Annotated in this window: 18 protein-coding genes; 15 read left to right on the plus strand and 3 right to left on the minus strand. The window is 70.5% G+C overall.

What is annotated here, in order from left to right; translation table 11 throughout:
• The first annotated feature begins 104 nt into the window (after positions 1–104).
• Positions 105–281: a DUF4177 domain-containing protein gene (locus tag AB3K78_RS00750; protein WP_143469771.1), complete on the plus strand. Its 177-nt coding sequence runs from the start codon at positions 105–107 to the stop codon at positions 279–281.
• Positions 282–284: 3 nt separating this feature from the next.
• Entirely contained in the window at positions 285–758 is a 474-nt protein-coding gene (locus AB3K78_RS00755) for a RidA family protein (protein WP_416445292.1), read from the plus strand.
• A gap of 78 nt (positions 759–836) precedes the next feature.
• On the opposite strand, the gene acs is transcribed toward AB3K78_RS00755, so the two are convergent.
• On the minus strand, positions 837–2819 hold the full coding sequence (acs, locus tag AB3K78_RS00760; RefSeq protein WP_416445294.1) for an acetate--CoA ligase: 1983 nt from the start codon (positions 2817–2819) through the stop codon (positions 837–839).
• Positions 2820–3035: 216 nt separating this feature from the next.
• On the opposite strand from acs, the gene AB3K78_RS00765 reads away from it, so the two are divergent.
• From AB3K78_RS00765 to tmk, 7 genes are all read left to right on the plus strand, one after another.
• Entirely contained in the window at positions 3036–4031 is a 996-nt protein-coding gene (locus AB3K78_RS00765) for a CpaF family protein (RefSeq protein WP_416445296.1), read from the plus strand.
• A gap of 5 nt (positions 4032–4036) precedes the next feature.
• On the plus strand, positions 4037–4969 hold the full coding sequence (locus AB3K78_RS00770) for a type II secretion system F family protein (protein ID WP_416445298.1): 933 nt from the start codon (positions 4037–4039) through the stop codon (positions 4967–4969).
• A gap of 367 nt (positions 4970–5336) precedes the next feature.
• Positions 5337–5471 (plus strand): DUF4244 domain-containing protein, encoded by a 135-nt coding sequence (locus tag AB3K78_RS00775; RefSeq protein WP_231580878.1) that lies wholly within the window; start codon positions 5337–5339, stop codon positions 5469–5471.
• Positions 5468–5932, plus strand: coding sequence for a TadE family type IV pilus minor pilin (locus tag AB3K78_RS00780; protein ID WP_416445300.1), 465 nt, complete (start codon positions 5468–5470; stop codon positions 5930–5932). The genes AB3K78_RS00775 and AB3K78_RS00780 overlap by 4 nt, the downstream gene beginning before the upstream one ends.
• Positions 5929–6726: an Rv3654c family TadE-like protein gene (locus AB3K78_RS00785; RefSeq protein WP_416445302.1), complete on the plus strand. Its 798-nt coding sequence runs from the start codon at positions 5929–5931 to the stop codon at positions 6724–6726. Before AB3K78_RS00780 ends, AB3K78_RS00785 begins: the two co-directional genes overlap by 4 nt.
• A gap of 223 nt (positions 6727–6949) precedes the next feature.
• Positions 6950–9781 carry a type I DNA topoisomerase gene (topA, locus tag AB3K78_RS00790; RefSeq protein ID WP_416445304.1) on the plus strand — a complete coding sequence of 944 codons (2832 nt, stop codon included), beginning with the start codon at positions 6950–6952 and terminating at the stop codon, positions 9779–9781.
• Positions 9781–10413 carry a dTMP kinase gene (gene tmk / locus AB3K78_RS00795; RefSeq protein WP_416447275.1) on the plus strand — a complete coding sequence of 211 codons (633 nt, stop codon included), beginning with the start codon at positions 9781–9783 and terminating at the stop codon, positions 10411–10413. The genes topA and tmk overlap by 1 nt, the downstream gene beginning before the upstream one ends.
• 270 nt (positions 10414–10683) lie before the next feature.
• On the opposite strand, the gene AB3K78_RS00800 is transcribed toward tmk, so the two are convergent.
• Complete coding sequence (locus tag AB3K78_RS00800) at positions 10684–11604, minus strand: universal stress protein (protein ID WP_416445306.1); 921 nt, start codon at positions 11602–11604, stop codon at positions 10684–10686.
• Positions 11601–13028 (minus strand): APC family permease, encoded by a 1428-nt coding sequence (locus AB3K78_RS00805; protein ID WP_416445308.1) that lies wholly within the window; start codon positions 13026–13028, stop codon positions 11601–11603. The genes AB3K78_RS00800 and AB3K78_RS00805 overlap by 4 nt, the downstream gene beginning before the upstream one ends.
• A 297-nt stretch (positions 13029–13325) precedes the next feature.
• Here AB3K78_RS00805 and AB3K78_RS00810 point away from each other — a divergent pair, with 297 nt between their 5' ends.
• The 6 genes from AB3K78_RS00810 to AB3K78_RS00835 all read left to right on the plus strand — a co-directional run bounded on the left by AB3K78_RS00810 (position 13326) and on the right by AB3K78_RS00835 (position 19489).
• On the plus strand, positions 13326–14303 hold the full coding sequence (locus tag AB3K78_RS00810; RefSeq protein WP_416445310.1) for an iron-siderophore ABC transporter substrate-binding protein: 978 nt from the start codon (positions 13326–13328) through the stop codon (positions 14301–14303).
• A gap of 121 nt (positions 14304–14424) precedes the next feature.
• Positions 14425–15459 (plus strand): iron-siderophore ABC transporter substrate-binding protein, encoded by a 1035-nt coding sequence (locus AB3K78_RS00815; RefSeq protein WP_416445312.1) that lies wholly within the window; start codon positions 14425–14427, stop codon positions 15457–15459.
• Positions 15456–16547, plus strand: coding sequence for a FecCD family ABC transporter permease (locus tag AB3K78_RS00820; protein WP_416445314.1), 1092 nt, complete (start codon positions 15456–15458; stop codon positions 16545–16547). The genes AB3K78_RS00815 and AB3K78_RS00820 overlap by 4 nt, the downstream gene beginning before the upstream one ends.
• Entirely contained in the window at positions 16544–17635 is a 1092-nt protein-coding gene (locus AB3K78_RS00825) for a FecCD family ABC transporter permease (protein ID WP_416445316.1), read from the plus strand. The genes AB3K78_RS00820 and AB3K78_RS00825 overlap by 4 nt, the downstream gene beginning before the upstream one ends.
• Positions 17632–18432: an ABC transporter ATP-binding protein gene (locus AB3K78_RS00830; RefSeq protein WP_416445318.1), complete on the plus strand. Its 801-nt coding sequence runs from the start codon at positions 17632–17634 to the stop codon at positions 18430–18432. The genes AB3K78_RS00825 and AB3K78_RS00830 overlap by 4 nt, the downstream gene beginning before the upstream one ends.
• Positions 18422–19489: a siderophore-interacting protein gene (locus tag AB3K78_RS00835; RefSeq protein ID WP_416445320.1), complete on the plus strand. Its 1068-nt coding sequence runs from the start codon at positions 18422–18424 to the stop codon at positions 19487–19489. Before AB3K78_RS00830 ends, AB3K78_RS00835 begins: the two co-directional genes overlap by 11 nt.
• The last annotated feature ends 406 nt before the right edge of the window (positions 19490–19895 follow it).

Here is a 19895-nt window from a genome sequence, read left to right on the forward strand (position 1 = left end):
ACGATGGGGTCTGATGAGTCATACAATCAAGGGTACGCGACACGCCTGACAATCCTGATCGCGCGACGCTCCTGCGCGCGCTGCGATCGAGCGAGGAGCCCTGTATGGACAACGCATCCGTGCCCGCCGAGCCGCAACGCTGGGAATATTTCGTGACCCCGCTGCTGCTCCACAACGAGGCCCAGATCCTCAACAATTGGGGCGCTCAGGGCTGGGAGCTCGTACAGATCATCGAGGGTCCGGCCGGCGGTAACGTCGCGTACCTCAAGAGAAAGGCCTGACACATGTCGGTTATCGAAGAACGCCTGCGCGAACTCGGCTACGAGATCCCCGAGGTCGCGGCACCCGTCGCCGCCTACGTCCCCGCACTGCGGCAGGGACGCCACGTGCACACGAGCGGCCAGCTGCCTTTCGTGAACGGCGCGCTGCCGGCGACCGGCAAGGTCGGCGAGGGCGACGGACTCGTCTCGCCAGAGCAGGCCGAGGAGCTCGCGCGGATCTGTGCGCTGAACGGTCTCGCCGCCGCCCGCGGCGTGCTGGGCTCGCTCGACAAGATCACCCAGGTCGTCAAGGTCACCGCATTCGTGGCCTCCGACCCCTCGTTCACGGGTCAGCCCGCGGTCGCCAACGGGGCATCGATGTTCCTCGGCCGCGTGTTCGGCGATATCGGGATCCACGTCCGCTCGGCCGTCGGTGTCGCGGTGCTCCCGCTCGATGCGCCGGTCGAGATCGAGTTCACCTTCGAAGTCGAGAAGTAGGAGCGGAGCGGCTTCGCCCGAACGAACGGAGGGGCGCGGGATCACGATGATCCCGCGCCCCTCCGTTCGTTCGCGGGACTACTTCGCCGTCTGCTCCGAGCGCATCCGGAGCGAGATGGTCTGCATCACCGCGGTATCGGCGAGGGTCGTGGTGTCGCCGATCTCCCGCCCTTCCGCGGCGTCGCGCAGCAGACGCCGCATGATCTTGCCGGACCGGGTCTTGGGCAGCTCGTTCACCACGAAGACCTGCCGGGGTCGGGCAATGGCTCCGATCGCCTGAGCGACGTGTCCGCGCAGTTCCTGCTCGGCCTCCTCGGCCGTGAGCAGGTGCTGCTGGCTCTTGAGGATCACGAAGGCGACCACGGCCTGTCCGGTCGTCTCGTCGCTCGCGCCGACCACGGCGGCCTCCGCGACCGCGTGATGGCCGACGAGCGCCGATTCGATCTCGGTGGTGGAAAGCCGGTGGCCCGAGACGTTCATGACGTCGTCGACGCGGCCCAGCAGCCAGATGTCCCCGTCCTCATCGAGGCGCGCGCCATCGCCCGCGAAGTACTGGTCGCCGAACTTCTCCCAGTAGGTCTCGACGAATCGGTCGGGGTCGCCCCAGATGGTGCGAACCATGCTCGGCCAGGGGCGCTGCACGACGAGCAGGCCGCCCTGGCCGTGATCCACCGCGTTCCCCTCGTCGTCGACGACGGCGATCGAGATCCCGGGCAGGGGCACCTGGGCGCTGCCTGGCTTCAGCGCGGTGAGGCCGGGCAGCGGCGAGATCATCATCGCGCCGGTCTCCGTCTGCCACCAGGTGTCGACGATCGGGGCGGTGCCCGCACCGATCACGTCGCGGTACCAGCGCCACGCCTCCGGGTTGATGGGCTCTCCCACGCTGCCGAGCACGCGGATGCTGGAGAGGTCGTGCTGCTCGGGGACCTGGCGGCCGACCTTCATGCAGGCGCGGATGGCGGTCGGCGCGGTGTAGAGGATCGTGACCCCGTACTTCTCGACGATCTGCCACCAGCGGCCCCAGTCCGGGGTCTCCGGCGTGCCCTCGTAGACGACCTGGGTCGCACCGTTGGCGAGCGGGCCGTAGACCACGTAGCTGTGCCCGGTGATCCAGCCGATGTCGGCGGTGCACCAGTAGACGTCGGTCTCGGGCTTCAGATCGAACACATTGCGGTGCGTGCTCGACGCCTGGGTGAGGTATCCGCCCGAGGTGTGCAGGATCCCCTTGGGGCGTCCGGTGGTGCCCGAGGTGTAGAGGATGAAGAGGGGGTTCTCCGCGGGGAACGCCTGCGCCGTGTGCTCCCCGTCGTAGGAGGTGATCTCCTCGTGCCACCACAGGTCGCGGCCCTCCTGCATGGAGATGTCGTTGCCGGTGCGCTGCACCACGAGCACGCGCTTCACGCTGAGCTCGGTGCCGTTCTCCAGGGCGAGGGCGTCGTCGACCGTGGGCTTGAGCGCCGAGACGCGTCCCTTGCGGTTGCCGCCGTCCGCGGTGATCACGAGTTCCGCCCGGGCGTCGTCGATCCGAGCGCGCAGGCTCTCCGCGCTGAACCCGCCGAACACGACCGAGTGGATCGCACCGAGGCGGGCGACCGCCAGCATCGAGATGATGGCCTCGGGGATCATGGGCATGTAGATGGCGACGCGGTCGCCCTGCTGCACGCCGAGGCTGGTCAGCATGTTCGCCGCGCGCTTCACCTCGTGCGTCAGCTCGGCGTAGGTGATGGTCCGGGTATCGCCCGGCTCGCCCTCGAAATGGATCGCGACGCGGTCTCCGAGTCCGGCGGCGAGATGGCGGTCGAGGCAGTTCGCGGCCACGTTCAACGTGCCGTCGGCGAACCACTTCGCGAACGGCGGGTTGCTCCAGTCGAGCGTCTCGGTGAAGGGCTGCTTCCACTGCAGCTTGCGTGCTTCTTCCGCCCAGTAGGCCTCGGGGTCCGCCGCAGCGCGCCAATAGACCGACGAGTCGTTGACGCTCGCCTGCGCCGCGAACTCGGGGCTCGGCGGATAGGTCTCGGTGTCGAGGGGGTGGCTGTCGATGGTGCCGTGCTGGTCAGTCATTGCGGCTGCTTCCCAATCTGTGCGCTTCCGATCAGGCATCCTTGCTCGGATCGGTTGTCGCCAGCGTAATATATAACTCCCGTTCCCGGGGGAATCCCTCGGTCAGGGGGCGCGACCGCCCTCCCCAGGCGGAGCGTCCACCTGCTGCGAGCGGCCGAGCGCCGCGGTCCTGTGGAACCGGGTCGGCCCGGCATGCCGCCCACCGAAACTGGCCGCATGTTCCCATCAGATCGCTCAGATCCCGGTCGTCCGAAACTCTCCGCGCGTCTCCCTCCCGGCGTCCGTCGTGCGTTCGGCGATCTGCTGCCGTTCCTCGATCTGCCGGGAGCGAGGGATCTGCTGATCCAGGTCAGCGGAGGCGCCGGCCGGGCGTGGGTGGACTGCTCGGGAGCGCTGCGGGCCGTGCCCGGCTGGCGGGCGGATCCTGGCCGGGTGCGGCGGATCGCGGTGGAATTGGTGTCGGCCGGCAACCGCCAGCTCGATGAGCTTCACCCCTGCGCCGACGTCGGAATCGGCGCAGGGGTGCGGGTGCACGCGGTGCTGCCCCCCGTCTGCGTGGCCGGGGCCGCCATATCGGTCCGCCTGCCCGCCGCGGAACAGCCTCGCCTGGGCCGACTGATCGCAGCGGGACTCTGCGCCGGGCCGCTCGCCGACGAACTGATCGCGCTCGTCGCGGACCGCCGCAACGTCCTGATCTCCGGGGGAACCGGGAGCGGGAAGACGACACTGCTGGGCGCCCTCCTCGACGAAGCTCCTCGGAGCGAACGCGTGGTGACCATCGAGGACGTCGCGGAACTGCGGCTCCGCCGGGAGAACTGGGTCGCCCTCGAGGCGCGAGCTCCGAACGCAGAGGGTGCCGGGGCGGTGCCGCTCCACCGGTTGCTGCGGGAAGCGCTGCGCATGCGACCCGACCGGATCGCTCTGGGCGAGTGCCGGGGACCCGAGGTTGCGACGCTGCTGTCCGCGCTCAACACCGGCCATGACGGAAGCGCCGGCACGGTGCACGCCAATCGCCTGGGCGACCTCCCGGCGCGATTGGAAGCCCTGGGCGCCGCTGCGGATCTGGACCCCGGTGCGCTCGGACGCCAAGCGGCGGCGGCGTTCCACGCGTTCGTGCACCTCGAGCGCGGGGCCGATGGGCGTCAGCGCGTCGGTGCGATCGGAAGACCGGTCCTCTCGCGCGACCGACTCGAGATCGGTCCGTTCCGATGATCCCGGTGGGCGAGCCATCGGTGGACGGAACCGGCACGTGGCCCGCCGGGGAGTTCGCACTCCGATGCTCGGTGCTCCTGCGCGGAGGCCTGCTGCCTGCCCGAGCGATCGAGGTGCTGGCCGACACGGATCCGGGCGGGACCGGCGCCGCAGCCGGCCGGATCTCCGACCGGATCGCACTCGGGCAGGAGCCGCCGGTTGCGATCGCCGCCGAGAACGGCCCCGATTGGCGATATCTGGCCGGGGCCTGGGAGGCCGCGGGACTCAGCGGAGCTCCGCTCTCCGACTCGCTGACCCGGCTGGCCGAGGCGCTCGACGGACTGCGGCGGCTCGCGGATCGGCGCGACGTGCTCCTGTCCGGACCTCGGGCGACCGTCCGCCTGGTCGCGGCTCTGCCGGTTCTCGCCCTGCTGCTCGGAATCCTCCTGGGCTTCGACCCGTTGCCGGTGCTGTTCGGGCCGACCGGGGGCATCTCAGCGGTTGCGGGGGCGGGGCTGCTCTGGGCCGGGATCGTCTGGGCGCGTGCCCTGGCCGACCGGGAACTCGGGGCGGAGAGAATCGCGGGGCTCGAACTCGAACTGCTCCGGATCGCCGCGCACGGCGGAGCGGGCCTGCGTGCGGGGATCCGACGCGCGGCCGACTGCGCTGACCGGCACCGGGCGGAGTGGGTGAGGCTTGACGACCTCCGCGGGGCCAGCGAGGCACGTCGGGCTCTCGAATCGGCCGCGGAGACCGGGATCGCATTCGGGGACGTGCTGCTCCGGTTCGCTGCCGAGCGGCGCGAGTCCGCGCACGCCGCGTTGGAACGCAGCGCCGAGCGGCTCGGAGTGCGGATCCTCGTCCCGCTGGCGGTCTGCGTGCTTCCTGCGTTCGTGCTGCTCGGTGTCGTGCCGGTCCTGATCGCCGTGCTCGGCGGTGTTCTCGAGAGCGGTCGATGACCGGTTGCCCTCCACAGCAGATTTCGTCACATTCCCCCTGTGGACAGCCTCGAGAACGCTCGCCGACGCACCCAGACTTGACCCACTCTCTCGCAGAACTCGGAACCCCACCCCAGAAGGAGCCCCCATGCCGCACCGCGCCGACACCGTCCGAAGCAGTTCCGAGCGCAGATCCCGCGCCGCCCACCCGGCCGCCGGTACTGCCCGGTCTGCAGCAGAAACGCGCAGCGGGCGAAGCGCTCCGTGCTGCAAGCCCCCGCGAACGCAGATCACTGCTCGTGCGGACCGTGTCGACGAGCGCGACCGCGGCACAGAGTCCCGGCAAAGCCACGGGCCGCGGTGCTTCAGGTGCGACGAGCAGGGAGCGGTGACCGCCGAGTACGCCGTGGTGATCCTCGCGGGAGTGGCGTTCGCCGGCCTGCTCATCGCGGTCATCCGCTCCGAGGAAGTCCGGACGATGCTGGTCGATCTCGTGCAGCAGGCGCTGGGCTCCGCCGGATGACCATCACGACGGCGCACGTGCCGCTCCTGCGCGACGAACGCGGCAGCGTCACGGCAGAGTTCGCGGTCGTGCTGCCCGCGATCCTCGCTGTGCTCGCGCTGGTCCTCGGCGGCATCATGCTCGCCGGGCGGCGCATCGAACTCGTGTCCGCCTCAGCCGAACTCGCCCGTCTCGAAGCCCGGGGCGATACCGAGCTCGCGGCGGAGCGCGAGCAGCGACTGCCCGAGGGCGTGAGGATCGTGAGGGAGCGCAGCGGGCAACTGCTCTGCGTCAGGCTGCAGGCTGCGCCCGGCAGCGGCGTCCTCGCGGCCATCGGCATCTCAGCGCGATCCTGCGCGATCGCGCACGTCTCGGCTTCGGGTCGCGAGACCGCCTCGATCGACGTGCTTCGGACCATCTCGGCCGGAGGCCCGGGTTCGGCCGCGTCATCAGGTCCGGCCCGGAGCAGGGATCACCGATGAGTGTCCCGGTCTCGGTCGGAGTGATCGCCGCGGTGCTGCTCCTCGGTGCGCCGGTGATCACCGCGGCGGTTCGGGCCGAGGCCGGTCACCGCGCGGCGGGTACTGCTGACGCGGCCGCGCTCGCCGCCGCGGATGCGGGCGTCGGCCTGCTCGACGGAGACCCCTGCGCTGCCGCTGAGCAGGTGACGAGAGCTGCCGGGGCTCGGCTCGCAGCGTGCGATATCGACCGGACCCGCTTCGAGGTCCGGGTTGCCGTCGAGGCCGTTGCGCCACTCGGAGAGGTGTCGGCTCGGGCGCGCGCAGGCGGGAGGCCGGACCCCGGCGCGCCCACGGGCGGTGGTGCGATCGGTGCGGACGGATGGGTGTGGCCTTCGGCGATCCGGGCGGTCACCCAGGGGCCGCACGACGGGCATGCGATCGACCTCGCCGTCGACGGTTCCGGCGTGCTGTACGCACCCTATCGGGGTATCGTGGTGCGTGTCGGCGACGACGGAAACGGGATACCGGCGGTGTGCCGGGCGCGCCCGGAGTGGTGGCACGGTCCGAACCAGACCGTCCTCATCCGGCATGAGTACCGCGGGCGCACGCTCTACAGCTCGCACAACCACCTCGCGGCCGGCTCGTCCGCACGTGCGGGCGTCACCGCCGGCACCGTCGTCTCGGCAGGGCAGCCCGTCGGGGCCGCCGGGCGCAGCGGATGCACTTCCGGACCCCACTCCCACTTCACGCTGTCGAGCGCCCCGCGCAACACGAACCCGGACCTCGACCCGTTCCTCTACATCGGCTCTCCGTGAACCGCCCAGCGGACCTCCGGTACCATGACGCGAAGCACCCCGGAAGGCCGGGCTGTGTATCGTTGCGAAGCAGGAACCTCTCGACGGTGGAACTCCGAAGAGGGGAGCGCACGATGCGCAGCGCACCTGCGGGCGCTGGATCAGAGCCGCGAGCAGCGCGGATCACCCGGCGAACCGGCACCGCAAGACGGTGCGAACGAACGCCACAGAAGAAGGAGTGCCCGTGGGGGCCGCGAAGAAACTCGTGATCGTCGAGTCGCCGACCAAGGCGAAGACCATCGGCGGATATCTCGGCGACGACTACGAAGTGATCGCCTCGGTCGGGCACGTGCGCGACCTGGCGGAACCGTCGGAGCTGCCCAGCGAGCTGAAGAAGGGACCCTTCGGCAAGTTCGCCGTCGACGTCGACAACGGTTTCGCTCCGTACTACGTCGTCGCAGACAACAAGAAGAAGACGGTCAGCGAGCTCAAGCGGGCGCTCAAGGGAGCGGACGAGCTGTGGCTCGCCACTGATGAGGACCGCGAAGGAGAAGCGATCGCGTGGCACCTGCTCGAGGTGCTCAAGCCCAAGGTGCCCGTGCGCCGCATGGTGTTCCATGAGATCACCAAGGAAGCGATCGAGCAGGCCAAGGCGAACACGCGCGATCTCGATATCGCGCTCGTCGACGCGCAGGAGACCCGGCGCATTCTCGACCGACTGTACGGCTACGACATCTCGCCGGTGCTCTGGCGCAAGGTCGCCCCGAAGCTCTCCGCAGGCCGCGTGCAGTCCGCCGCGACCCGGCTCGTCGTCGATCGCGAGCGCGAGCGACTCGCGTTCGTCTCCGCCGAATACTGGGACATCACGGCGACCTTCACCCCCGAGGCCGGCGCCACCGATTCGACCCCGTTCGCCGCACGACTCGTCCGCGTCGACGGTCAGCGCCTCGCGACGGGCGGCGACTTCGCCGACGACGGAACCCTGACCCCGCGCGCGGCGAAGGCAGGCGTCATCGGTCTGGAACAGGCGCGCGCAGAACGGCTGGCCTCCGCGCTCGCCGCAGGCGCACCGGCACGGGTCCGTTCGGTCGAGACCAAGCCGCACACCCGGCGCCCGGCCGCACCGTTCACCACCTCGACCCTGCAGCAGGAAGCCTCCCGCAAGCTCCGCTACAGCTCGCGTCAGACCATGTCGTTCGCCCAGTCGCTCTACGAGAACGGCTACATCACCTATATGCGAACCGACTCGCCGTCCCTCTCGGGGCAGGCGATCCGGGCGGCGCGCACTCAGGCCGCCGAGCTCTACGGTGCGCAGACGGTCCCCGAGAAGCCGCGCGTCTACACCGGCAAGGCCAAGGGCGCTCAGGAAGCGCACGAGGCCATCCGGCCCGCGGGCGACGTCTTCCAGCGACCGAGCGCGCTGAAGGGCAAGCTCACGCAGGGGGAGTACGCGCTCTACGAGCTCATCTGGAAGCGCACCGTCGCGAGCCAGATGGCCGACGCCAAGGGCTCCACCGACACCGTGACCGTGGGCGTCGAGGTCGCGGAGCCCGGGGAAGCCCGGGCGACCGACACCGAATTCACGGCGAGCGGCACCGTCATCACGTTCCCCGGCTTCCTGCTGGCGTACGAGGAGGGCCGCGACGAGAAGCGCGGCGACAACGAGCAGAACGTGGCGCTGCCCCAACTGGCAGAGTCCCAGGCGCTCGGCGTGACCGAGCCCGAGGCCAAGGGGCACGAGACTAGTCCGCCCCCGCGCTACACCGAGGCCAGCCTCACCAAACGGCTCGAAGAGCTCGGCATCGGCCGTCCCTCGACCTACGCGGCCATCATCAGCACGATCATGGATCGCGGCTACGTGGCCAAGAAGGGGCAGGCGCTCGTGCCGAGCTGGATCGCCTTCTCGGTGGTCCGCCTGCTCGAGGAGCACTTCGCCGCACTGGTCGATTACGACTTCACCGCGGAGATGGAGAACGACCTCGACCGGATCGCAGCCGGCGATGCGGACCGTAGCGCTTGGCTCAGCGAGTTCTACTTCGGGAGCGACGCCCACCCCGGTCTGCGCGGCGTCGTCGACAACCTCGGCGAGATCGACGCGCGAGCGATCAACACGATCAAGATTGACGACGAGATCTCGCTGCGCAACGGCAAGTACGGTCCCTACCTCGAAGTCTTCGACGACAAATGCGAAGTCGGCGAAGACGGCGCGCTCAAGCCGCGCAGCGTCAACATCCCCGACGGGCTCGCACCCGACGAACTCACGCCCGCGAAGGCTCACGAGCTCGCCGACGCGGAACCCGCAGAGGACCGCGTGGTCGGGCTGCACCCGAAGACGGGCAAGCGGATCGTGGCGAAGAACGGCCGCTTCGGCCCCTACGTCACCGAGCTGCTCGACGACGGCGAGGAGCTGCCGAAGGGGCAGAAGCCGCGCACGGCCTCGCTCTTCAAGAGCATGGACCCCGCCACGATCGAACTTGACGCGGCCGTCGCGCTGCTCGACCTGCCGCGCGTCGTCGGCGTCGACCCCGAGTCGAATGCCGAGATCACCGCGCAGAACGGCCGCTACGGCCCCTACCTCAAGAAGGGGACCGATACCCGAACGCTGCCGAGCGAGGACGCGATCTTCTCGATCGACCTCGCCGGAGCGCAGGAACTGTTCGCGCAGCCCAAGTACGGCGCGCGCCGCGCTTCCAGCGCCCTGAAGGAATTCGACGCGGACCCGGTCAGCGGCAAACCCATCAAGGTGCGGGACGGGCGCTTCGGCCCCTACGTCACCGACGGCGAGACCAACGCGACGATCCCGCGCGGCGACAGCGTCGAGGACATCACCTTCGAGCGAGCCGTCGAGCTTCTCGCGATCAAGCGAGCCAAGGGGCCCGCCAAGCGCAAGGCCCCGGCCAAGAAGGCCCCGGCCAAGAAGGCGCCGGCCAAGAAGACCGCGGCCGCGAAGAAGACCGCTGCAGCGTCCGGAACGAAGAAGGCGGTCGATCCCGCCCGATCCGCCGCCGCGAAGAAGGCCGCCGCGACCCGGGCCGCGAAGAAGGCCGCCGCCGAGCAGGCCGCCGCCGGAGCGTGATGGACGGACTGTTCATCACGCTCGAGGGCGGAGACGGAGCCGGGAAGACCACCCAGGCCGAGATGCTCACGAGCTGGCTCGACGCGCGAGGGCTCGAGACCGTCCGCACGCGCGAGCCGGGCGGCACGCCGCTCGGCGTGGCGGTCCGGGGAATCCTGCTGCACGGCGGGGAGGAGCTGGGCGCGGTCGACCCGCGTGCCGAAGCACTGCTCTACGCGGCGGACCGCGCACAGCACATCGCCCGGGTCGTGCGTCCCGCTCTCGCCCGCGGAGCCGTCGTCGTGCAGGACCGCTACATCGACTCCTCCCTCGCCTACCAGGGGGCCGGACGCGTGCTCGACGTCTCCGACGTCCGGCGCATCAGCGAATGGGCCAGCGGCGGCCTCTGGCCCGCGCTCACCATCCTGCTCGACGCGAGCCCCGAGCTCGCCGCAGAACGCCGCACCGCGCGCGGCGGAACCGCGGACCGGCTCGAAGCCGAAGCCGCGGCGTTCCACCGCGCGGTTCGCAACGGGTTCCTCGCACTCGCCGCCGAAGAACCCGACCGCTTCCTCGTGCTCGACGCAGCCCGGCCCGTCGACGACCTGCACCGCGAGATCATCGCACGCGTCGGCGAACTGCTCGCGGGATAGACCGCCGCAGGAGCGAGACCGCGTGGCCGTGCCCGCCCCGGACGCCGAAGCACCCCGCCGGGCTCGGCCTCCGGCGCGGCCTCCGGCTCGGACCGACCAATGCCCGCGTGCGCACCGTCCTGGCGCTCTCGGCCGGCGCTCTCGGCCGGCGCTCACCCCGAACGGCGCGGACGAGACGCACGGGTGACGAGCGCTCGTAGACACACCGCAGGGGCCCGGATCAGCGAGTGATCCGGGCCCCTGCGTGCGAGACGGGAAGGCGCTCCGGCGTCAGAACTCCCCGCCCGCGGCGTACTCCTCGGCGGCGCGACGCGGGACCACGATCACGGGCACGACCGCGTGGTGCACGATCTTGCGGGCGTGCGAGCCGAGCGTGACCCGAGCGAACGGCCCGCTGCTGCTCGACCCGATGACGAGCACGTCGCCCTGATTCCAGTCGACGGCGGCCATCGCCTCGTCCCAGTCGTCGCCGATGCCGAGCACCACTTCTGCCGCCTTCGGCAGCTCGGTGCGCGTCGCGGCCGACTCGAGCGCGGCGTTCGCATCCGACAGCAGCGTCTGCCGCCACTCCTCGAACACCTCGTTCTCGTAGTCCTGGCCCACGCCCGAGGTCGCCATGCGGCGCGGACGGACGGCGAACGACGCGATCCGGAACCGCAGATCGCTCTCCGCCGCGATCGTCGCCGCACCGAGGATCAGGTCGCTGTCGGACTCGGTGCCGCGGTAGGCGGCCGTGATCTGCTCGATGTCCTGCCCGTCGCGCAGGCGGAACCCCCGCGGGGCGATCGCGACGGGCACGGGCGACGTCTGCATGAGGCCGGAATCGACCGAGCCGAGCGAGATGCGCCCGATGGGAGACGACTTCGCCGCCCCCACCACGAGTCGCTGGCCGCCGACCGCCTCGACCACGTCGATGAGTCCCTGCCGCACCGACGACGGATCCTGGTGTACAAGCGTGCGCGCGGCCACATCGGCCGGCACGAGGGCCAGCGCCTCGGCCAGGGTCGCCTCGGCCTGCGCGACCACGCGGTCCTGGTACTCCTGGTCGCCGCGACTGAACGCCAGCGGCCACCCGGTCGCGGTGACCGCCGCGATGACGAGTTCGAGCTTCATGCTGCGCGCGAGGAGCGCGCCGAGGTGCACGGCCGAGCTGGAGCTGTGTCCGGGCGCGATGCCGACGACGATGGTCACGAGGCGACCTCCTGGGAGAACGCGCCGGGCTGTGCGAGGGCCGAGCGCTTACGGGCGTAGAAGAAGTAGTAGAGCAGGAACAGCGCGGTCCACACGGCGAACACGGCGATGGTGATGAGCTGCAGGTTCGTGATGATCCATAGGCAGCCGAGGATCGACAGGACCGGGATCACGTAGCCGCCCGGCACCTTGAATCCCCGCTCCAGGTCAGGCTCGCGCCGCCGCAGGATGATGACGCCGAGCGACACCACGATGAACGCGGCGAGGGTGCCGATGCTCGTCATCTCGGCGAGGAAGTTGATCGGGATCACGCCCGCGAGGATGCCGGTCGCGATCGCCACGATGATCGTGTTGGGGATCGGCGTCATGGTGCGCGGGTTGACCTTCTGGAACACCTTCGGCATCATCCCGTCCTTCGACATCGCGAAGAGGATGCGGGTCTGGCCGTAGAGCACGACGAGGGTGACGCTGAAGATCGAGATCACGGCGCCCGCGGCGACGAGGGTGCCGGGCCAGGACGCCCCGACGAGGTGCTCGATGATCGCGGAGAGCCCGGCGCTCTGATCCTTGAACTGCTCGGGCGCCTGCGCGCCGAGGCCCGCCATGGCGACGAGCACGTAGATCCCGGTGACGATGACGAGGGCGAAGATCAGCGCGAGCGGCAGGTTCCGCTTCGGGTTCTTCGCCTCTTCGCCGGCGGTCGAGACGGCGTCGAGGCCGACGAACGAGAAGAAGATGATCCCGGCGCCCGACATGATGCCGGCGAATCCGAACGGCGCGAAGTTCGCGAAGTGGTCAGCGTTCCAGCCGGTGAACGCGATCGCCGCGAAGAAGACGAGCACGACGAGCTTGATGACCACCATGATCGTGTTGGTGATCACCGACTCCTTCGTGCCGCGGATCAGCAGCAGGGCGCACAGCGCGATGAGGATCACGGCCGGGAGGTTGATGATCCCGCCCTCCTCGGGAGCGTTCGAGAGCGCGGCGGGAAGTTCGAAGCCGAAGAGATTGTGGAACAGCTGGTTCACGTACTGCGACCAGCCCACGGCGACCGCCGCGGTCGAGACGCCGTACTCGAGCAGCAGACAGGCGGCGACGCCCATCGCCGGCATCTCGCCGAGGGTCGTGTACGCGTAGGAGTAGGAGGATCCCGAGACCGGGACGCTGCCCGCCAGCTCCGCGTAGCAGAGCGCGGTGAGGCCGGCGACGACGCCGGCGATGAGGAAGGAGATGATGACCGCGGGTCCTGCGGTCGGGACGGCCTCGGACAGGATGAAGAAGATACCCGTTCCGACGGTGCCGCCGACACCGATCATGGTGAGCGAGAAGAGCCCGATGCTGCGCGAGAGTTTGGGGCCGTGCGTGTCCTCTCCCTCTCGCGGGATCGGCTTGCGGCGCAGAAGCTGCTGCGGCATCGAAGTCATGCGTGTGAGTCCTTCGGACGTCGTTGTCGGGTGGGTGCATGACAGTGTCCCCCCAGATGGGCCGCGGCCACAAATTCTCGACACGCTGAGACCCCGTGGGGGAGTAAGTCCCTGTCTGGAACGGAGCGCATTCCAGGCCCCGGCCTACACATCTGATGTAGTTAAGGGTAGGCTAACTTCACACCTTCGACGAAGCGGGTCCGTCACGCATCGATCGGGCCCGGAAAGGACCCACGTGCGCACTCGACGCCTGCTCAGCATCGCCGCGGCACTCGTCGCGGCCGTCTCCATCTCGGCATGCTCCGCCGCCGGCTCCTCCGGATCGGGCGCGGATCCGAGCGGGGATCGGCCGCCGCGGGCGACGCGAGCGGCGCGTTCCCCGTCAGCATCGAGCACGCCTTCGGCAAGACGACGGTCGAGCGGCGACCGGAGCGCATCGCGACCGTCGGCTGGGCCAGCCAGGAAGTGCCTCTGGCGCTCGGGGTCGCGCCGGTCGGCATGGCGAAGATCACCTGGGGCGACGACAACGGCAACGGGATGCTGCCCTGGGTGGAGGACCAGCTCGCGAAGCTGAAGGCGCCGACGCCGAAGCTGTACGACGAGACCGACGGCGTCGATTTCGAGGCCGTCGCGGCGACGAAGCCCGACGTGATCCTCGCGGCCTACTCGGGCATCACGAAGGAGGACTACCGGACGCTCTCGAAGATCGCTCCGGTCATCGCGTACCCGCACACCGCGTGGGGCACGAGTCTCGACGACCTGGTGCGGATGGACTCCGAAGCCATCGGCAAGAAGGCCGAGGGCGAGGCCCTGCTGCGGCGTCTGCACGAGGAATCCGCCGCATCGCTCGCGAAGCACCCGAAGCTCCCGAAGGCCAAGGTGCTGATCGCCAACATCGATCCCAAGAACCTCAGCCAGGTCACGATCTACACCTCCCACGACACCCGGCCCCGGTTCCTCCGGGAGCTCGGCCTGCCGGAACCCTCGGTCGTCACCGAGGAATCGAAGAAGACCGACGCGTTCTTCGCCACGGTCAGCGCCGAGGCCGCCGACCGCTTCTCGGACGTCGACCTGATCGTCTCGGCGGGGACCCCGGACCTGCTGAAGCGCATGCAGGCCGATCCGCTGCTCAGCAAGATCCCCGCCGTCGCGAAGGGGCACGTCGCGATCCTGCCCGATTCGTCGCCGCTGGCAGTCTCGGCCTCGCCCTCCCCGCTGTCGATCGGCTGGGGAGTGGACCGCTACTTCGACGCGCTCTCGGCGCCCCTGCAGTAGCCGCCGCGGGGAGCCGACGTCGGCGCACCCGCCCGTACCATCCACCGATCCGCCCCTCACACGCGCCCGACCCGGGCGCCCGCGCACCCGTCCGGTGCGCGGCCCGACGAAAGGACACCCCGTGCGACGCTCTCGCATCCTCGGCCTGGCTGCGGCCGCCATCATCGCCCTGACCGCGACCGCGTGTTCGGCGCCGAGCGGGCCCTCGGGCGGATCCGGCGGAGGCGACGCACGCGCGAAGGGCGGATTCCCGGTCACGATCGAGCACGCCTTCGGCAAGACCACGATCGAACATCAGCCGAAGCGCGTCGCCACGGTCGCGTGGATGAATCACGAGGTGCCGCTCGCGCTGGGCGTCGTGCCCGTCGGCATGAGCAAGGCGACCTGGGGCGACGACAACGGCAACGGAGTACTGCCCTGGGTCGAGGATCAGCTGCAACAGCTCGGCGCGAAGACCCCGACGCTGTTCGACGAGACCGACGGCATCGACTTCGAGGCCGTCGCCGCGACGAAGCCCGACGTGATCCTCGCCTCCTACTCGGGCCTCACGAAGGACGAGTACGAGACGCTGTCGAAGATCGCACCGGTCGTCGCCGAACCCGGCGTGCCCTGGGGCACGAGCCTGCAGGACGTCATCCGCATGAACTCGGAGGCGATCGGCAAGAAGACCGAGGGCGAGGCGCTCATCGCCGAACTCGACCGCAAGACCGAAGCGGCCCTCGCGAAGCACCCGAAGCTCACGGCCGCGAAGCCGCTCTTCGCCTACATGGATCCCAAGAATCTCAGCAAGATCGACTTCTACACGACGCACGACACCCGGCCCGGATTCCTCAAGGATCTCGGCCTGCCGGTCCCGAAGGTGGTGGAGGAAGAATCGAAGAAGTCCCAGCAGTTCTACGTCTCCGTCAGTGCCGAGGCGGCCGACCGCTTCGCCGACGTCGACCTCGTGGTCCTCTACGGCGACACCCGGGGCGAGCTCGTGAAGCGCATGCAGGCCGACCCGCTGCTCTCCAAGATCCCGGCGGTCAAGGCCGGACGCATCGCGGTGCTCCCCGATCAGACGCCCCTCGCGGCCTCGGCGAATCCCTCGCCGCTCTCGATCGGCTGGGGCGTCGACCGCTACTTCGACACGCTCGCCGCACCGCTCGAGAAGTGAGCGGGGGAGTGTCGATCGCCGTGCGCGGAGGGGGCCGAACGACGCAGGTCGTCGGCGCGCAGCCGACGACCGCCCGGCACCGGCTCCCGCTGCGCCTGACCTGGATCCTCACGGGGGCGGTGCTGCTCGTGCTGCTCTGCGCGGCGTCGCTCGCCTTCGGCGTGCGCGGGGTCTCGCTCGGCGACATCCTCGCCGCACTCGGCGGTCGCACCGACACGGTGTCCGAGGCCGCGGTCGCGGCACGGATCCCGCGCACCGTGCTCGCGCTGCTCGTCGGCGCGGCGCTCGCGATCGCGGGCACCTCGATGCAGGCGGTCACCCGCAACCCCCTCGCGGATCCCGGGCTGCTCGGCGTCTCGGGCGGCGCCTCGCTCGCCGTCGTGATCGGGATCGCGTTCTTCGGCCTTGCGGCGCCCGTCAGCACCCTGTTCGTCGCGATGGGCGGCGCGGCCGTCGCCGCGGTCTTCGTCTATGCCGTCGGATCGCTCGGCGGGGGCGGGGCGACCCCGCTCAAGCTGGCGCTCGCCGGGGCGGCCACCTCTGCGGCGCTCGTCTCGCTCGTGAGCGCGATCCTGCTGCCCCGCGTCGACGTGATGTCGCAGTTCCGGTTCTGGCAGATCGGCGGGGTCGGCGGTGCCGACTGGGGACGCATCGCCCTCATCGCTCCCGGACTCATCGCCGGAGCCCTCATCTGCTTCGCGACCGCGCGCGGCATGAACGGGCTCGCGCTCGGCGACGAACTCGCGACGGGCCTCGGCATCAACGTGATGCGCACACGGCTCCTCGCGGCGCTGGGGGCCGTGATCCTGTGCGGTGCCGCGACCGCGGTGGCGGGTCCGATCGGCTTCGTCGGGCTCGTGGTGCCGCACCTCTGCCGGCTGCTCTTCGGACCGGACCACCGCTGGCTGCTCCCCGCGAGCGCCGTGGCGGGATCCGCCCTGCTCGTCGCCGCCGATGTCGTCGGGCGGCTCATCGCGCGTCCGGCGGAGGTCGAGGTCGGGATCGTCACCGCCGTGATCGGTGCCCCCGTGTTCATCTGGATCGTGCGGCGCGGAGCCACGGGCCGTGCGATGGGAGGAGTTCGATGAACGCCGCTCCCGCGACCTCCGCCGGTCCCGCGACCCCCGGGGCGACCGCGTCCCCCGGGGCACCCGCGTCCTCCGCGATCGACCGTGGGCGCCGTGCTCGCCGCACACGCCGTGTCGCGGTGTCGGCGACGCTGGCGCTGCTCGCCGTGGCACTGTTCGCGCTCACGCTCATGATCGGCGACGCCTGGGCGAGTCCCGCCGAGGTGCTCCGCGTGCTCGCCGGAGAGACGGTGCCGGGCGTCTCCTTCACGGTCGGCGAGCTCCGCCTGCCGCGTGCGATCCTCGGGCTGCTCGCCGGATTCGCGTTCGGAGCAGCCGGGGTGACCTTCCAGACCATGCTGCGCAACCCGCTGGCCTCGCCCGACATCATCGGCATCAGCGCCGGGGCGAGCGCTGCCGCGGTGTTCGGGATCGTCGTGCTCTCGGCGAGCGGACTCGTGCTCTCGTCGCTCGCGCTCGCGGGTGCGATCCTCACGACCCTCGTGATCGCGATGCTCGCGCAGAATCGCGGGTTCTCGACGATGCGCCTCGTCCTCATCGGGATCGGCGTCGCCGCGCTGCTGCAGAGCGCCATCTCCTACCTCATCTCCAAGGCCGGGGAATGGGACCTGCAGACGGCCATGCAGTGGATGACCGGGAGTCTCAACGGCGCGAGCTGGGAGAAGATCCTGCCGCTCGTCGGCGCGCTCCTCGTCTGCGCCCCGCTGCTGCTCGCGAACGGCCGCGGACTCGACCTGCTGCGCCTCGGCGACGACGCCGCGGTCGCGCTCGGCGTGCGCGTGGGGCGGGTGCGGATCCTCGCGGTGATCGCCGCGGTCGGCCTGCTCGCCTTCGCCACGGCGGGCAGCGGGCCCATCGCGTTCGTCGCGTTCATGGCCGGTCCGATCGCGGCGCGGCTCGTCGGTCCCGGCTCGCGGCTCACGATCCCCGCCGGACTCGTCGGAGCGTGCCTCGTGCTCGGCGCCGACCTCATCGGGCAGAACCTGTTCGACCACCGCTATCCGGTCGGCGTCGTCACCGGCGTGCTCGGCGCACCGTATCTCGTCCTCCTCCTCATCAGGATGAACCGCTCAGGAGGCTCCCTGTGACCATCGACCACCGCCTCGCCGCCGACGGGCTGCGCCTCGGCTACGACGACCGCGTGATCCTCGACGGGCTCGACCTCGAGATCGAACCCGGCAGGATCACCTCGATCGTGGGCGCGAACGGCAGCGGCAAATCGACGCTGCTGCGCGCGTTCGCGCGTCTGCTGAAGCCGCAGTCCCGCACCGTGCTGCTCGACGGCACGGAGATCCATCGGCGTCCGTCCAAGGAGTTGGCGCGATTGCTCGGCCTGCTGCCGCAGAGCCCCATCGCGCCCGAGGGGATCGCCGTCTCCGACCTCGTCGGCCGCGGGCGCCACCCGCACCAGGGAGCGCTCGCACGTTGGAGCGCCGCCGATACCGAGGCCGTCGCCGAAGCGCTCGAGGCGACCGCGACGACGGAACTCGCCGACCGTGCGGTCGACGAGCTGTCGGGCGGGCAGCGGCAACGGGTCTGGATCGCGATGGCCCTCGCGCAGCAGACCGACATCCTGCTGCTCGACGAGCCCACCACGTTCCTCGACGTCGCCCACCAGGTCGAGGTGCTCGACCTGCTCACCGACCTCAACCGCAGGCGCGGCACCACGATCGTCATGGTGCTGCACGATCTGGGGCTCGCCGCTCGCTATTCGGATCGCCTCGTCGCGATGAGCGGCGGCGCGGTGCACGCCTCCGGTGCGCCCGCTGAGATCGTCACTCCCGACCTCGTCCGCGACGTGTTCGGGCTCGAAAGCCACGTGCTCCCCGACCCCGTGTCGGGGGCGCCCATCGTCTCGCCCATCGGGAGGCATCATGTCCGCTGAATCCACCTGGTGCGAGACCTCGGAGACCATGCGTGCCGAGGTGCCGGAGCCGCCCGGGTTCGTGATCGCGCGCGCGGCCGTCGAGCGGATCGAACTCGTCTCGCCGACGTTCGCCCGGATCACCTTCGCCGGGGCCGCGCTCGACGCGTTCGGCACTCCCGGGCGCGGGCTCGATCAGCGGATCAAGCTCATCTTCCCCGGAGCGAGCGGCCGCGTCCCCGACATCTCCGAGACCGACGACTGGTACCGCGGGTGGCTCGACCTGCCCGAAGAAGAACGCGGCTCGATGCGCACCTACTCGATCCGCGAGCTTCGCGTGGAACCGGACGGCACCCGCGTCGTGGTCGACTTCGTGCTGCACCTCGAGCCCGGTGCGACGGGACCCGCGTCGTCGTGGGCCGCGGGTGCCGCCGCCGGCGACGAACTGCTGCTCGTCGGGCCCCGGCGCGGCGGCCCCGACTGGGGCGGGATCGAGTTCGACGACGGGGTCGGCGGTCCCGTGCTGCTCGCGGGCGACGAGACCGCCGCGCCGGCCATCGCCCGGATCCTCGAGGACGTCGCTCCCGACACGGTCGGTACGGCCTGGATCGAGGTGCCGCACGCCGAGGACCGGCTGCCGATCGCGGCGCCTGCGGGGGTCGAGGTGCGCTGGCTCGTGCGCGGCGATGAGGCGCACGGCAGCGCGCTGATCCCGGCGCTGCTGGCGCACGTGGGGCTCGACGGGCCGGCAGGGGCCGCGGTCGCGGCCTCGGCGGGAGCCGACGCCGACACCGAGGCGCCCGTCTGGGAGACGCCCACCTACTCGAACCTGGAGGAGGCCGGATACCGGCCGACGCACGCGCCCACTTCGCAGGCCTGCATCATCGGTTCCTGTGCCGAGTGCGTGCGCTCCTTCGACGCGAGGATCCTGCGTGCGCGGGAATGCCGGTACTGGATCGCGGGCGAGAGCGGGGTCGTGACGACACTGCGTCGGCACCTGGTGCGCGAGTGCGGGGTCGACCGTGCCCGGGTCGCGTTCATGGGGTATTGGCGCCGCGGCGTCGCCATGCGGGGGTAGCGAGCTCGGCCGCCGGGAGCGGTCGCGGGGTCTGGGGTCGCGTTCCGGTGCTCGTGCCGAGGGCCGGGGTTTCTGTCGAGGGCCGGGGTTTCTGCCGAGGGCCGGGGTTTCCACCGAGGACCGGTGCGTCTTTCGAGGACCGGCTGAAATCGACGGAGTTTTCCCTTTCCTCGAAACCGAGGCCGTTCCTCAACACCGAGGCCGCTTCTCGACATCGAACCCGTTCCTCGAACCGGACCCGACCCCGGTGCATTCGTCGACGAACGGTGTTCCTGCCGGGGAACGGCTCTCCCGTCGAGGGCCCGTGCTCCTGCCGAGGGCCGGGGCATCCGTCGAGGCCTCGTAGATCCGTCGAGGGCCGGTGCTTCTGTCGAGGGCCGGCTGAAAACGACGGAGTTTCACCGTT

This window comes from Leucobacter sp. HNU, assembly GCF_047946755.1.
Taxonomy (GTDB): domain Bacteria; phylum Actinomycetota; class Actinomycetes; order Actinomycetales; family Microbacteriaceae; genus Leucobacter.